This is a genomic window from Microbulbifer maximicatervae (SeqCode), assembly GCF_052466985.1.
Genome location: NZ_CP174298.1, coordinates 3,700,004 through 3,714,598, shown reverse-complemented (window position 1 = coordinate 3,714,598; position 14,595 = coordinate 3,700,004). Strand labels below are relative to the sequence as shown.

Sequence of the window (14,595 nt, the reverse complement as noted above, 5' to 3'; positions counted from 1 at the left end):
AGATGCACAAATATACTGCTGAAGAACTGGTTCCACACAGTGGAAATATGTCACTCCTCGATGAAGTGATCTCTGTAGGCGAGGAGCAGCTACAGGCAAAGTTGCGAGTTCGTGATGATGGAATATTTTCCCGCAACGGTCGTGTTCCCGCTTACGTGGGCATTGAATATATGGCCCAATCCATCGCAGCCTTCTCCGGATATCATGCAAAAGAACAGGGTAAAGACGTTCGCCTGGGTTTTTTACTGGGTACTCGCAAGTTCCTGTCAAATATCGAGAGTTATCGCTGCGGGGAAGAATTAACAATTGATGTCCAGCGCATTCTCCAGGCTGAAAATGGCATGGCGACATTTGAGTGTGTGATAACCGGCTCATCTATCGAGCAGAGCGCGCGGCTTAATGTTTATCAGCCGGATAACGTAGAACAGTATTTGAAGGAAAAAAACTAAATGTCAGAGTGGGTTTTAGTTACCGGTTCCAGTCGTGGTATTGGCCGGGCGATTGCACTTCAGTTAGCTGAAGATGGCTACGATATTGTTTTACATTGCCGCAGCCGCCGTGATCAAGCAGAGGAAACAGCAGAAGAGATTGCTAAGTTAGGGCGAAAAAGCAGAATTTTGCAGTTTGATATTGCCGACCGGGAGCAAGCACGGGATGTCTTATTGGAAGATGTCGAGAGTAATGGCTGCTACTACGGCATTGTGTGCAATGCTGGTGTTACTGCTGACAATGCTTTCCCTGCGATGCCTGCAGAAGATTGGGATTCTGTTGTACACACCAATCTGGATGGTTTCTACAATGTTTTACACCCCTTAACCATGCCAATGGTCAGGCGCCGTGCGCCCGGCCGTATTGTCGTGATGACTTCTGTATCCGGCATTGCTGGAAATCGCGGCCAGGTAAATTACTCCGCATCCAAAGCGGGTTTGATCGGTGCGAGTAAGGCATTGGCGTTGGAGTTAGCCAAGCGAAAGATTACCGTGAATTGTGTTGCTCCGGGCCTCATTGACACCGATATGTTGGATGAAGACTTGCCCGTTGAAGAAATTTTAAAAATGGTGCCTGCCCGCAGAATGGGTAAACCAGAAGAAGTGGCGGCAACTGTAGCGTTCCTGATGCACGAACGTGCCGCTTACATCACCCGTCAAGTTATCTCAGTAAATGGTGGTCTCTGCTAATGAAGCGCGTGGTTGTTACAGGAATGGCCGGAATATCCCCTATCGGCCAGGGTTGGGACTCGGTTAGTCAGGCTTTACAGAGCGGTCTTTCAGGCATTTCCTACATGGAAGACTGGGATAAGTATGAGGGGCTTGAAACCCGACTGGGCGCGCCGGTAAAGGACTTCGAAAAACCGGCTCACTACAACCGTAAACGTGTGCGTAGCATGGGGCGCGTTTCATTAATGGCGGTTCGCGCCAGTGAGATTGCGCTTGAGGATGCGGGATTGTTGGATGACCCCATTCTCAAAAGTGGTGCTGTCGGAGTCTCCTATGGCTCGTCAGCAGGCACTCCGTCAGCAGTGGCTGATTTCGGCAATATGTTGATAAATCACCGCACCGACGGCCTCAATGCGACCAGTTATATAAAAATGATGTCCCATACGGCGGCGGTCAATATTGGGGTATTTTTCGGTTTGTGTGGACGGGTTTATACCACAAGTTCCGCTTGTACCTCTGGAAGCCAGGGGATTGGGTATGCCTATGAGGCAATTCGCAATGGTAGCCAAACCATTATGGTGGCCGGTGGTGCAGAGGAGTTGTGTGCAACTGAGGCTGCGGTCTTTGACACCTTATATGCGACTTCAACAAAGAACGACACCCCTGAATTGTCTCCTCGTCCCTTCGACCGCAACCGGGATGGATTAGTTATCGGCGAGGGCGCCGGTACACTTATCTTGGAAGAGTATGAGCACGCGATTGCCCGTGGAGCCAGGATTTATGCAGAGGTCGTAGGGTTTGGAACCAACTCTGATGGCAGCCACGTCACCCAACCTCAATCGGCAACTATGCAGGTGGCATTGCAGCAGGCAATAGCACAGGCTGGGGTAGAGACTAGCGAAATAGGTTATGTCAGTGCGCATGGCACAGCTACGGACCGAGGCGATATTGCGGAAAGTCACGCAACCCGTAATGCATTTGGGCGTGCAGTACCCATAAGCTCACTTAAGAGCTATACCGGTCATACATTGGGTGCCTGTGGCGCATTGGAGGCTTGGATAAGCATTCAGATGATGCGTAACGGTTGGTTCCATCCCACGATTAATTTGGCAGAGGTTGATTCTGACTGTGCGGAATTGGATTATATCCAGGGCAGTGGAAAGCACATCGATACTGAGTATGTGATGAGTAATAATTTTGCCTTTGGCGGAATCAATACATCTTTAATATTTAAAAGACGTATTTAATTTTTCTCTTAGAGAGCTTTAACCTAGGGATAGCATATGAAGTGGGTACTGGCTGTAGTTTCGACAATTCTTTTGGCTCAGCCAGTTACTGCTGATGAGCTCCTAGTGAGTTTTGGCGGTGGCCCGCAACCTGATTCAAGTCAGAATAATAAAACCTACGGGATAGATTATTCCTTTAAAACATTTAAAAAGAGTTACCGTCAGCATATTGATATAGGTGTTAGCTATACTGAGCTAACTACTGATGCTGATGAAAATAAACGTATAAGAGCGTTTTCCATCTATCCTCAATTGAATCTATATCCCAGGCAAAGAAGTTGGGGGCAACCTTATTTCTTTGTTAGAGCGTTGGGTCCTAGCTATATTTCCAGCAACCAATTGGGAAACCGTCGTCAGGATAATAACTTTTCTTTCCAGGCACAGGTTGGATATGCTGCGCGAATTAACTGGAGAGGGAAAGAAGATCTGGTGCTAATGGTTTCCTGGAAACACTTCTCCAACGCCAACCTGTTCAGTGACAATGATGGAATAGATATTCCGTTTGTTATTAATTTGGGCATGAAAATCTGATTTCCAGTTAAGATAGTTCCCCAGTAGTCACAGCTACTGGGGATATAAAAGCTATCAAATGGACAGTTCTTTTATAATTGCGTCATTCAAATTTCTAACCCAGCGATTGTAGTTTCTGTGAATGGTGTAATATTTTTCACTATAGTCAAGCATATCGCTGTCTTTATAGGTGATACTATAACTATTAAGGTTATATATAATATCTGCTTCAGCATGATGCTTGCGAACGTTAATGGTGGCTAATATTTTCCCAGGAGCAACTTGTTGACAAGTCCAGTTTCTCGCGATACATCCTGCAATAATTGATGTTTTAATTGAATCTTGAGTTTGAGCTGACCCGTCAAGACGATCGGGAATTAATCTACTTTCAATATTCATAACCGGATTACTTGTACAGCCAGATACTATTAATGCAAAGGCTGCAATAGATATAGATTTAATAATATAATCCATGAAATTTCCTTATTGGGGTGAAGCTAAATTTTATGGTTTCTAGAGATCCACTTGGCTACATCATTACCAAGGGTGTGAACACAACGTTCGAGAACACTGCAGGAGCTTTTGAATTTATAAAATAAACCTCCACTTGAATTTCTGGTGGTCTTGAGAGTATCTATTAAGTCGCCGTTTTTGTAGAGTTCAGCCTCAATTGAGACTGATTTTTGATGGCTACCTGAAATATATCTTCCGCTATATGCATTGAGAATTGTTAATTTAAGACTGTATCCCTCTGATTGAATATCCAACTCTGGGTCTAGTGAACTGGCAACTCCATGTTTACCAAGAAATTTCTTGGTTGAGCTAGAAAATTGATAACCAAGGTTATTACACTCTTTAACTATATTGGATGCAATTAATTCTTCGTCGTGATATTCGGCTTTTTTATTGATGGAAATCAGGCCATTTCCGTAAGCGGATAGTGAGAGGCCGAAAACAGCACCAAACAATAAAATTCCTTTAATCTTCATATAATCTCTTTGTAAGTAAGGAGCAGACCACTTAAATAATCATAGATAAAACTATAAGTTGGGGAGGTCGTCTTAGGTTGCGTAATTTACCAAAATAAGTAGATGGGTAGTAGATCTTGAATTGATGATGGACATGGATGAGAACTCATCATATGCAAAATTCAGGGTTAGCCCATATGGCTTATAGGCTGAAATGGTGTAATTCTACTGATTTTAAGCAAGCTAGATAACTCTATGATTTAAATACAAATTTTCTCAAATAATTAATCTTTTTTTATCCTGCTGAGTCACATAATTCCATCCATCGCTTAATTCCCGCGCTTCTGTATTTTTGTCGATGCAGGACAAAATAAAACTCTCGATGAAAGTCTCTATGTGGTACGGGTAGCTCAATAAGTGAGCCGCGCTTTAAAGCATCAGTTAATGAAACACGGGAAAGGCAGCTGATTCCCAATCCCGCTTCTACGGCTCGCTTGATCGCTTCTGTATGCTGCAATTCCAATAGGATATGTAGTTGTGGCAATAGCCCTGCCATGGCTCTCTCAAAAGTCTGTCGCGTTCCAGAGCCCGATTCCCGGGTGATCCAGGTTGCACTGATCAGGTCTTTATCGGCGAGGCGCTTGCGGCTTGCCAGAGGGTGGTTGGGTGCACAGAAAACAACCAGCTCATCATGGCGCCAGGGAATGATTTCCAAATCCGGGTGATTGATCTCTCCTTCAATTAATCCCAGGTCCAATTCAAAATTGAGCACCCTCTCGGCAATCGCTGCGGTATTGGCAACTTCCAGTTGTACTTGAGTACCGGGCTGCTCTTCCATATAACGAGCCATCACGCTGGCTGTCAGGTAGTTGCCAATAGTTAGGGTGGCTCCGATCTTCAGGCTTCCCAGTTCCCGGTGAGTGGCCAGTGTCTGCTCAAGTTCCTGGGCTCGCTCCAGGAGTTCTTCCGCCCTTGGCCACAATTGCCGTCCCAGTTCATTGAGACGCAATCGCTTACCGGTGCGCTCGAACAGGCGCAACTCAAACTGCTGTTCAAACTCTTTCAGCGCTGTGGAGGCTGCGGACTGGGACATACTCAGGCTCTCCGCAGCACGACTGACATTCTCGTGATGAGCACAGGCAAGGAATACCTCTAACTGGCGGAGAGTGTAGCGCAAAGGGAAATCTCCAGTTGATCGTTAAAATAGATAAGGAATATCGAAATATCCCACTTTGCCAATAGATCTTCTAGGGCTAAAATTCAACTATCAAGAGACTCGTGGAATAACCGGTTTTAAGTTTATGTCCAAATTGAATATAGAGAAGGTGTTGGAAGTCCATCACTGGAACAACACACTGTTTAGCTTCAAGACCACCCGGGATTCGGGTTTTCGCTTTGAGAACGGACATTTCACGATGATCGGTTTGCAGCAGGACAATGGCCGTCCACTGCTGCGCGCCTACTCTATTGCCAGTGCCAACTACGAAGACGAGTTGGAGTTCTTCAGTATCAAGGTTCCCGATGGCCCCCTGACCTCCCGACTGCAGAAGATTGTGCCGGGCGATGAGATCTACGTGAGCCAAAAACCCACCGGTACTCTGGTGGCGGACCACCTGCTGCCGGGCAAACGCCTGTGGTTGCTGTCCACGGGTACTGGCTTGGCACCTTTCATGAGCATCATCAAAGATCCCACGGTCTACGAGCGTTTTGACCAGGTAATCCTTACTCACGGTGTTCGCTATGTCTCTGAACTGGCTTACCAGGAGCAGATCGAGAACGAATTGCCGGAACACGAGTACTTTGGGGAGATGGTACGCGAGCAACTGCTTTACTACCCAACCGTGACCCGTGAGCCCTATCGCAATACCGGCCGCCTGACTGATCTCATGTTGTCCGGAAAGCTTTTCACCGATCTGGGTGTGCCCAAGCCGAGTGTTGAGGAAGATCGCTTTATGCTGTGCGGCAGCCCGGCAATGCTGAAGGATCTCACCAATATCCTCGATGACTGGGGATTCAAGGAGACCCGCGCAGGTGTACCTCACGAGTATGTGATTGAGCGCGCTTTCGTCGAAAAATAAGTTGGTCAGTCCAGCGATAAAAAAACCACCCTCGCGGTGGTTTTTTTATGGGTGAAATACAGATTCCCGAAACTATCCTGATCTTGTGAAACCCCTGCCTTCTATTCTGACTTGAGGGGAGCTTGCTGGGAGTGGCTAGATGAAGCTGTTTTCACTGGGTGTATTACTGATTTCCTTTTTCTGGCTGGGTGCCTGTACCCGGGTGCCGGAGGGGGTTGAGCCTGTCCAAAACTTCCAGCTACAGCGATATTTAGGTCACTGGTATGAGATTGCTCGATTGGATCACTCATTCGAGCGCGGCCTGACCCAGGTAACTGCCGACTACAGTCTCAACCATGATGGTTCTGTCGCGGTGATCAATACCGGCTATTCAAAAGCGCGTGATGCCTGGCAAATGGCGGAGGGGAGGGCCGAGTTTGTCGGCCCGAAAAATGTGGGCCATTTGAAAGTCTCTTTTCTTGGCCCCTTTTACTCATCCTATATCGTGATTGCTCTATCGGATGACTACCAATACGCGATGGTATCTGGCTACGATAAATCCTATCTGTGGATATTGTCCCGCACCCCAACCATGCCCAAGGATGTGTTGGAGCAGTTTTTACAGAAGGCCAAAGCTTTGGGGTATCCCGTCGACCAGATGATATTTCCCAAGCAAGAGGCTAAGCCCGGAAATAAGCCCTCGGTGCAGCCCTCAGGGTCGTGATCTGTTCAAAAGCCTGCGTTCCCGCCACCAGCTTATACACACTAGTAACAGCAATATAAGGGCCGGCCATTGGCGCCCCAACAAAACCCTGTTTGCGTGATTATTTGCTTCTGGCCCCAAACGTGCGGCAGCCATTAGTTGGGTTTCCCTGGCATTCAGGGACTGCTGCCATAGAGGCCAGTCCTCTTTGGCAAAGATATAGAAGTCTAGTACCGACTCCCCTTTCAATTCAGTCCAAAGCTGGTGCCAACCTGAATTTTGGGGCCAGAAGCTGTAGCACTGACCCTGGGAACTTCTGCTTGCGGCGATTCCTTTGGTAGAGCGGGAGCTATCTTGAAACTCTGATAAGAATGGACTCTGATCAGAAAAAAGTGGGCTGCATAGGGTGATGCGTTCCTGTGTACGCGGTAACTCATTGGAGAGGATTACTGGCTGCTGACTACCCAAATGCTTGAGTTGGTAATCAATAATGGACTTCCACAGGCTGGCGAATTCAGTAGTAAAGCCACTGGTTAACCAGCGATGGCTGTCACTAAATAGGATAAACCCCAGGTGTTGTGTCTCAGTCGAACGCCCCCAGAAAAGTGGGGGCTCTCCATTGCCCAGTAAAAAGTCGTAGGAGCCGGGCTGTGTGACTTTGAAGCCAAGATTACGCAGTGGGGGAATCTCCGGATTGTCCGCTTTTTGGTAGCCAAAGCCGGAATGTAAGTGGGTGGCTTCTTCCTTTTGTAGAGGCATGGATTGGGCAGCAGCGTATTGGAGAAACTCTTCAGAGCTATCGTCACTGACTAACCATAACAGTGACTTTGTAGTGGCCAGTTCGTTGAGCTGACGCTTTTGCAGAGCGGAAAATTGTGGCCACAAACTGCTGTCGAGTATCACTAAATCGAAGGGACTTTCATTCGTGAATAAATCCGCAGACTCGGTAAGTGGAAGGCCGTTGAGAGTTTCTTTTCTACTAATTTCAGGTGCCAACTGGGTCATCACTTGTGCTGTTACACCGGATTGGCGCAGCCAGCGAGAGAGGGCGGCCGTCTCAAAAGAGGGGCGTGCCAGCCACAGTAACAATTTGGGTTGGAGCGGTTCACGCACCAGGATGGGTAAAGGATCTGTATGGGTTTCGCCGGCTTCGCTTTCCGTCCGTACTCGGTATAGCTGGGGGCCTGCGAGTTTTGGAGTGGCAGTGAGTTGTGCCTGAATTGCTTCTCCCACTTTCAGCTCAAGACTGTCTTCAATATGGCCGTAGGGATTGAGCAAACTAATTTTTACGTTTTCATTCAGTGACTGGTTGTTGTGAATCTTTAACTTTAAAGGATCACCCAGGGTAATTCGCCGCTGCCAGTCCAATTCCCAGCGGCCATCAGATTCCTGGATCTTCGATAACTCCAGGCGCACTGGTGCCAGGTCTCGCAGTTTGTCGCGGCCGAGTGGCTCCCCATTGAGGGAGATATTTTCCACACCATTGAGATTTATTGGATGTGAGCTCGCCAGCTGTTTGCTGTCGATAGAGATATTGCGCTCGGCGGGAAAGATTGCCGGCGGCTGCCAAAGTATCCAGGCGCTCAACCAAATCGCCAGTTGCAGGCCATAGTCGAACGGCTTGGCGCCACGGCGGCGCAACAGAACGAGTGATACTAAACAGGCCAACAGGCACAGGCCGGGTATCAAGAAATCAATCACAATGACTTCTCCCCTTGCTGGTGCAGCCAACGGCTGAAATGGCCGTCTGCCTCAGTTTGCAAAGGCAGTGAAGGCGCAGATTCCGGTGCTGGCAGTAGCTGATAGAGCAGCTGATTCAGGGAGTTTGTGCAATCAATGCAATTCGGTTGCTGGTGGCGCTGCTGGTATAAACGCAGCTGTTTGGACAGCTCCAGGCCAAGATCTAGTGATTGCTCTGCAGCTAGCTCATTTATCTGCACCAGCAGATCGGTATCGAGTTCGGCGCCAGCATCTACCTGGGCCATTAGGGCGAGTACCTGTGCTCTTTGTATTTGTTCAAATGCACTGTCGACAGTTTCTGGCGCTACTTCTTCCCCTTCACCGCTAAGCCGGCGGCTTTCGTCTATCGGGGGCGCCTCGAACCCGACTCTTTGTAAGTAAATACGCGAAGCCTGCTGTACTTCCTTGATAAAGCGCAGAGCCCGGTGCTGGTGGGGCAGGGAGGCTTGGGGCTCTATAACCGACAGGTCGCGCCAGGAACTCCACATGGCATTCAGCGCGTTGCGCAGTAGCTCCTTGGTTTGGGGGTCGAACAGGGTGGCATGCTCTGAGCTGTCATGCCGGTGTCCGGCAGAAGCCGCTATGCGCTCTGCCTGTTGGAAATGGGAGTCTCGCTGTGCAAAGGGAGTGGCATTTTCTTCGCCATGTGACTGGTGCTCACCTTGTTCTGTATGATCGTGGCTATGGCCGTGTTCGGATTCTTCTTTATCATCGTGCTTCTCGCTCTCTGCTCCAGAATGCTCCGCTTCCGAATCCTCTTCGCCGAGAAAGCGGCCGTAGCGCATGCGCAGCAAATTCTGTTCATAGGCTAAACCCTCGGAGCGTTTGCGAAACTCCTGCGGATGCAGCTGCTCTCGCTCGGCTAGCAAGGCCTCGGTGTCAATAATCAGCTGGCGTTGGCTGCGGAAGTACTCCGGTAATATCTTAATCGCCATCCCCTCGCTGTCACTCAGCCCGAAAATCTCTTCTTGCGGCCAGCGCAAGATAAAGTGTTGGCTCTTGGCAACGTTGGCGCTGGGCTCGCGGTTATCCCTGGCCTCCAGATACCAGTAGAGTTCATCTCCCGCTTCCATGGAAAACTGGTGGATGGGCAGGAGGAAATCGTAGCGAGCTGCTTTCTTATCTTCCGAGGAGTTTGTTGATAAAGCAGTGGATTGCAAACTGGTGAGTGCAATACGCTCTTCGCGAAAACGTAAATTTTCCCCGGTGCCGCTGGCGAGGGTGACCAATAAATCTGCAGAGCTCACCTGGTAATCATCATTAATGATTACTTTTACGGGAATACCCTGGGTGCTCCCTTGAATGGTATCGACGCGCAGGCTGGGTGCCTCAAAGGTAAACTCCGGAGCATTGTCTTTTTGCACCCGAATATTATGAATTTCCGGCAATAGCATTTGGCTCTCCGCGAGTTGCACTGAGAGCTGGTAAAAGTCTGCTTTAGCGATTGTGCGTTGTAATTGCCATTTTTTACTGGGTAGATCACCTAGTGGAGAAAAGGCGAAGCGCTCAGTTTCGGCCAGCATTTCCAGCCCTTGCACCGGTTGATTCAATTCAAGTAGCCACTCGACCGCAGACTGCTCCGGCACATCGACTTGTAGGGATTGGTTGTTGGCTGTGAGCCCAGTGTAGGCGGGCGGCTGGATATGGGTTGCCGCGCGTGTTATGGCGAGCTTTTCGGCAACGGGAATAGCTGTATTTTGTTGCGTGGTCTCGGTTTTATCCCCAGTGAAGTGAGAATCGCTCAGCACAAATAACAACAATCCCAGGCAGGCACCGAAGGCATTTGTCAGGGTACTGCGGAGTTTTTTTGGACCGAAAGACGACCGGTCGCCACTTTCCAGCAGTTGTTGCAGCTCTGTTTCAATACGCGTGCGCTGTAATTGCTGCAATGGACTTAGGTTGGTTTTCTGTTGGCTAAGCAACTGGCTGCTGTCTTGCAGCTGTGGATATTGTCCATCCAACTGTCGACATAGGCTTTCAGGGCTAGGGCGCCAGCTGCGATCCAATAGAATTGCTACAACAGTAATTCCGAGCCAGGCGAGCAATAGCCACTGTGGCCAGCCGAATACAAAAATGCCCAAGCCAGCCAGAAGGCTGAGGCCAGTGGCAAGCCAGAGATAGGGCCGCAGGGCTGTCAGTTGCCAGCGCCTGCGCACAGCGTTAAGGGTGGACTCACGCTTATCCATGGTCGGCCTCCCCGTTACTATCGGTTGCCATGATGACTGCGGGTCGCGATAGGACAATTAGGCGTTCAAAAGCCAGAAGTAACAGTAGGGCGGCTATTAACCAGGGTTGCAGTTGTTCAATACGGCGGTTTTCCACCTCGCTGTCTTCTACAGGAAGGCCTGCCACTACTTTATTGGCAGACCAGTGGCCACGATTTTGGTGTTGCAGAGCCCAGTCTTGCCCAGACCAGTGCTGCCATAAACGTTCAGGTAAATCTGCGCGGCGATAAAAGGCCTCGCTGTACCAGTCACTTTCGTAGCGCAGCCAACTTCCCCGTCCCACTGAGGCCGCTTGAGCTGACTGGCTGTTATCCACAGCAACGAAGTTGAGATTATCGGCAGGGGGGATGCTGTTGTCGGTGATTAACAGGCTGCCATCTGAAACAAATTCCAGCACGGCTTGTGGCAGGGGAGCGGGGCCCGTGTAGATCAACCAATCTGCCTGCTCGGCATTGGGTGTCTCTTCTTGTTCCAGAATATGCACCGATAGTCCCGGCATATTGCTTTGCCAGTCTTCCAGCACTGGCGCCCACCAGCTGGGTGGTTTGCCCATTAAAGCGATACTCGGTAATACCGGGCTCGGAGCTATGGATGTTTTGTCGAGGCCGTGCCACTGCCAATGGGGACTGACTCTTAGTGCCTGGTGGGATGCTGGAACCCCGTTGTTTATCAACAGGATATGAGCCCTGCGCAAATCCGCCCGGCGTGATAGTACTGATAGAGTTTTCCACAGGTCCACATTTTGTGGTGGGGGTGAGGTTACGGAAGGTGTTTCTGGGGATAACCACAGTACTTTATAACCTTCCCCGACAAGCTGTGGCAGTGAATTGTGGATAAATGTATTCGCTTCGCCCGCCCCAATTCTGGGGTCTATCAGTATCACGCCCTCTTGGGGATAAATTTCCCGTTTAATCAGCGGCTGTGCCAATAAACCTGCCAGCAGTACGACGATTAGCAGGCGCAATAGCAGCAACCACTTGTTATCCACAATAGGGCGGCGCGCGCGACTCTGTGAATATCTTTGTACCCATTGCAGCGCAGCAAAGGAGATCTGCTGTGGATTACTTCGGCGCAGCAAATGAATGGCGATAGGGATGATCAGGGCTGTGAATAGCCATAGCCACTGTGGGGATTGAAATAAGTTATTTATCCACAACATCTCAGCACAACCTGCCGTGCAGTTGAATAAATTGCCGCAGTGACTTTTCCACAGGCTGCTCGATAAGGTCGGTCTGCAGTGAACACTCCTGTGTGGCAAAGCGTGCTTTTAACTCGCTCTGCGCTTGAGCAAAAGCATCCAGGTAAGACTGGCGTTGCCGCTCGGCATCCACTTCTAAAGTAGCGGGAGTACTGGCGCTTACTTCTGGATTGAGCAGCTTTAGCTCTCCGCCAAAAGGAAAAGTCTGTTCTGCCTCAATTAACAATTGCAGTGGCAGGCAGGGGCGGCCGGCGGCATGCAGGCGTGCGGCAAAATCGCCGATCTCATTACCCTGTTCAAAAAAATCACTCAGTAACACCACCTGACAGGGCCGCTCAAAGTATTGCCACAGTGGCGCCAGTTGAGTGTGATCTGGCCAGTGGTCGCTGGCGTCGAGTTGTTGTAGCTGAAGAGCGATTTGACGCTGGTGGCTCTCGCCCTGGCCTTCGGGCACATAAACCGTCCGACGGCTGTTAAACGCCAATAGGGAATAGCTGTCTCCCTGGGCGTTGAGCAGCCAGCATAGGCTGGCAATCCAGCACTTGGCGTAATGCAGTTTATTCAGGCTGGGCTCGACAAAGCTTGCCTGGCTCAGGGAGGCGCTGGTATCGAGCACAAAGCACACGTGCATACGGCTCTCCTGCTCGGTCTCGCGCACATAGTAGCGATCACTGCGGGCAAACAGTTTCCAGTCGATATGGCGGATGGAATCACCCGCTTGATAGCCTCGGTATTGATGAAATTCCAAGCCGGTGCCACGGCGCTGGCTGTGTTGCACACCGAGCATCACGCCCTCGGCAATATGCCGCGATAGCCATACCAGATCGCGACAGCTGGCCAGGGTTTTGGGGGACAGGTATTCCACGCTGATTAGCCCTGGCCCGGTTCAGGCACCGCTGCCAGTAATTCTTCAATCAGCTGTGGCATCTGCACGCCATCGGCCTGGGCCTGGAAGCTGAGCAGTACCCGGTGGCGCAGTACCGGCAGTAACAGGCTGCGGATATCCTCGCGGGTGACGGCGAGGCGTCGCTGCAACAGGGCCCGCGCCTTGGCGGCGAGAATCAGAGCCTGCCCCGCGCGAGGGCCGGCGCCCCACTTGATCCACTGTTGCAGGGTATCGCTGCCGCTGGTTTCCATACGGGTAGCGCGCACTAGTGCCGCCACGTAGCGGTACAAATCGTCGCTGACATGAATTTCCCGCACCAGTTTCTGCATTTCGCGCAATTGCTCCGCATCCAGGCTGGGGCTGGGTTTGACCCTGCTGGCACCGGTGGTGGAGCGCAGGATTTCAACTTCATCCCGCTCATCGGGATAGTCGATATGAATATTTAACAGGAAGCGGTCCAGCTGAGCTTCCGGCAGCGGATAGGTGCCGGCCTGCTCGATGGGGTTTTGTGTGGCCAGTACGAAATAAGGATCGGGCAATTTCAGTGTTTTACCGCCCACGGTTACCGAGCCTTCCTGCATGGATTCCAATAGGGCTGCCTGGGTTTTCGGCGGTGTGCGGTTAATTTCATCGGCGAGCAGGATATTGGTGAAAACCGGGCCCTGCTGGAATTTAAAAAAGCGCTTGCCGGTGCTGTGATCCTCTTCGAGGATCTCACTGCCGAGAATATCTCCGGGCATTAAATCCGGGGTGAACTGTACCCGCTTAAAATCCAACGCACTGGCATCGGCGAGGGTTTTTACCAGCAGGGTTTTACCCAGTCCCGGCACCCCTTCGAGTAGGGCGTGGCCGCCGGCCAACAGGCAGATCAGCATCTGTTCCACCACAGGTTTCTGGCCGACAATCACCCGCGCAATTTCCTGTTGAAGATTGTCGAGGCTGTGCAGTTGTTCTTCGATACTATTTTCCAGGGTGGTCAGCATAATCAGCTCGTCAGTGCGTAAATAACAATGTTCACCGCAAATTTTGTGTTATCGATGGCGAGCCAGCGTTTGTTGCGGTAGTCGTAGTCCCATTCGCAGCCGAAATCTTTGTTGCTGTAAAGCACGGCGATACGGCCGTTTACAACAATGGCTTTCAGGTAGTCGTGTACCAGATCATCACCCCAGCCATTTAATTCAAAGCTGGTTACCGGCAATTCATCGAATTGAAAGAAACAGCGGTAGAGGTCGTGATTGTCCGGGAGTTTTTGCAGGCAGTCTTCGCCAAACAGCTCGGCCATTTGCGCTTCGAAGGATTTGGCAAAGAGACCGTCGATATCGTGGTTGCAGTCGTCAACAAATACAAAGCCACCGCGATTGACGTAATCGCGAAAATTCTTTGCCTCTTCCGTAGTGAATTGCACCAGCTTGTGTCCGGCCAGGTAGCAGAAAGGCGCCAGCAGCATTTTCTTATCGGCCAGCGGCACTATGTGCTCTTTGGGATCAACCCTGAGATTGGTGTATTCCACCAGTGAATTGAGCAGGTTGGAGGGCATGCGCTGATCCACATCCCAGTCACCGGATTCGTACATCAAGCGGGTGAAATAAAAATCGTAGTGCTCCTGTGCACTACCCGGTGCTGTATTTTGTGCGCGTGTGCCCAGAGGCAGCGCTGCGGCGCAGCTACCCAGGATCAGGCGCTGAAGAAAAGCCTTGCGGGTGAGGGACACGGGATAACTCTGTTACTGCGTTGGTTTTTATTGTTGAGAGCAAAGGAAAGAAAGTGCTCCGTTCGAGACACGCTGTAAATACATCCCTGTACGCTCGTAATCGGCATCCATGCCTCATACGGTCTCGAACGGAGCACCTTCTTTCCTTCTACCC

General features: G+C 50.4%; 15 protein-coding genes. 6 read left to right on the top strand and 9 right to left on the bottom strand.

From position 1 onward, the window contains the following. Positions 1 to 2 precede the first annotated feature (2 nt). The 4 genes from ACJJI3_RS16375 to ACJJI3_RS16360 are packed head-to-tail and all read left to right on the top strand — an operon-like array spanning position 3 to position 2,974. The gene (locus ACJJI3_RS16375; RefSeq protein WP_444940301.1) at positions 3 to 449 is read left to right on the top strand and encodes a hotdog family protein; all 447 of its coding nucleotides are present in this window, start codon (positions 3 to 5) and stop codon (positions 447 to 449) included. Continuing rightward, positions 450 to 1,178, top strand: coding sequence for a 3-oxoacyl-ACP reductase FabG (gene fabG, locus ACJJI3_RS16370; RefSeq protein WP_282930472.1), 729 nt, complete (start codon positions 450 to 452; stop codon positions 1,176 to 1,178). Then, on the top strand, positions 1,178 to 2,404 hold the full coding sequence (locus tag ACJJI3_RS16365; RefSeq protein WP_444906732.1) for a beta-ketoacyl-ACP synthase: 1,227 nt from the start codon (positions 1,178 to 1,180) through the stop codon (positions 2,402 to 2,404). Before fabG ends, ACJJI3_RS16365 begins: the two co-directional genes overlap by 1 nt. A 36-nt stretch (positions 2,405 to 2,440) precedes the next feature. Then, positions 2,441 to 2,974: an acyloxyacyl hydrolase gene (locus tag ACJJI3_RS16360; protein ID WP_444906731.1), complete on the top strand. Its 534-nt coding sequence runs from the start codon at positions 2,441 to 2,443 to the stop codon at positions 2,972 to 2,974. A gap of 54 nt (positions 2,975 to 3,028) precedes the next feature. Here the strand turns inward: ACJJI3_RS16360 and ACJJI3_RS16355 are convergent, their stop codons facing one another. From ACJJI3_RS16355 to ACJJI3_RS16345, 3 genes are all read right to left on the bottom strand, one after another. Continuing rightward, positions 3,029 to 3,427, bottom strand: a complete 399-nt coding sequence (locus ACJJI3_RS16355; RefSeq protein WP_444940300.1) for an ApeA family protein — start codon at positions 3,425 to 3,427, stop codon at positions 3,029 to 3,031. Positions 3,428 to 3,450: 23 nt separating this feature from the next. After that, positions 3,451 to 3,942: a hypothetical protein gene (locus ACJJI3_RS16350; RefSeq protein WP_444906730.1), complete on the bottom strand. Its 492-nt coding sequence runs from the start codon at positions 3,940 to 3,942 to the stop codon at positions 3,451 to 3,453. Between the two features lie 274 nt (positions 3,943 to 4,216). Beyond that, a complete protein-coding gene (locus tag ACJJI3_RS16345) occupies positions 4,217 to 5,098 on the bottom strand; it encodes a LysR family transcriptional regulator (protein WP_444940299.1) in 882 nt (293 codons plus the stop codon). Between the two features lie 124 nt (positions 5,099 to 5,222). On the opposite strand from ACJJI3_RS16345, the gene ACJJI3_RS16340 reads away from it, so the two are divergent. Together ACJJI3_RS16340 and ACJJI3_RS16335 are read left to right on the top strand one after the other, a co-directional pair. Continuing rightward, the gene (locus ACJJI3_RS16340; protein WP_444940298.1) at positions 5,223 to 5,999 is read left to right on the top strand and encodes a ferredoxin--NADP reductase; all 777 of its coding nucleotides are present in this window, start codon (positions 5,223 to 5,225) and stop codon (positions 5,997 to 5,999) included. A gap of 139 nt (positions 6,000 to 6,138) precedes the next feature. Continuing rightward, positions 6,139 to 6,702, top strand: a complete 564-nt coding sequence (locus ACJJI3_RS16335; protein ID WP_444906728.1) for a lipocalin family protein — start codon at positions 6,139 to 6,141, stop codon at positions 6,700 to 6,702. Here the strand turns inward: ACJJI3_RS16335 and ACJJI3_RS16330 are convergent. From ACJJI3_RS16330 to ACJJI3_RS16305, 6 genes are read right to left on the bottom strand one after another with little or no spacing between them, the layout of a single operon-like run. Beyond that, the gene (locus tag ACJJI3_RS16330) at positions 6,691 to 8,382 is read right to left on the bottom strand and encodes a hypothetical protein (protein ID WP_444940297.1); all 1,692 of its coding nucleotides are present in this window, start codon (positions 8,380 to 8,382) and stop codon (positions 6,691 to 6,693) included. The genes ACJJI3_RS16335 and ACJJI3_RS16330 overlap by 12 nt on opposite strands. After that, a complete protein-coding gene (locus ACJJI3_RS16325; protein WP_444940296.1) occupies positions 8,379 to 10,607 on the bottom strand; it encodes a hypothetical protein in 2,229 nt (742 codons plus the stop codon). Before ACJJI3_RS16325 ends, ACJJI3_RS16330 begins: the two co-directional genes overlap by 4 nt. Beyond that, a complete protein-coding gene (locus ACJJI3_RS16320; protein WP_444940295.1) occupies positions 10,600 to 11,805 on the bottom strand; it encodes a BatA domain-containing protein in 1,206 nt (401 codons plus the stop codon). The genes ACJJI3_RS16325 and ACJJI3_RS16320 overlap by 8 nt, the downstream gene beginning before the upstream one ends. Position 11,806: 1 nt before the next feature. Then, on the bottom strand, positions 11,807 to 12,709 hold the full coding sequence (locus tag ACJJI3_RS16315) for a DUF58 domain-containing protein (RefSeq protein ID WP_444940294.1): 903 nt from the start codon (positions 12,707 to 12,709) through the stop codon (positions 11,807 to 11,809). A gap of 5 nt (positions 12,710 to 12,714) precedes the next feature. Then, entirely contained in the window at positions 12,715 to 13,713 is a 999-nt protein-coding gene (locus ACJJI3_RS16310; RefSeq protein ID WP_444940293.1) for an AAA family ATPase, read from the bottom strand. A gap of 2 nt (positions 13,714 to 13,715) precedes the next feature. Then, complete coding sequence (locus ACJJI3_RS16305) at positions 13,716 to 14,441, bottom strand: DUF4159 domain-containing protein (protein ID WP_282930459.1); 726 nt, start codon at positions 14,439 to 14,441, stop codon at positions 13,716 to 13,718. Between the last annotated feature and the right edge of the window lie 154 nt (positions 14,442 to 14,595).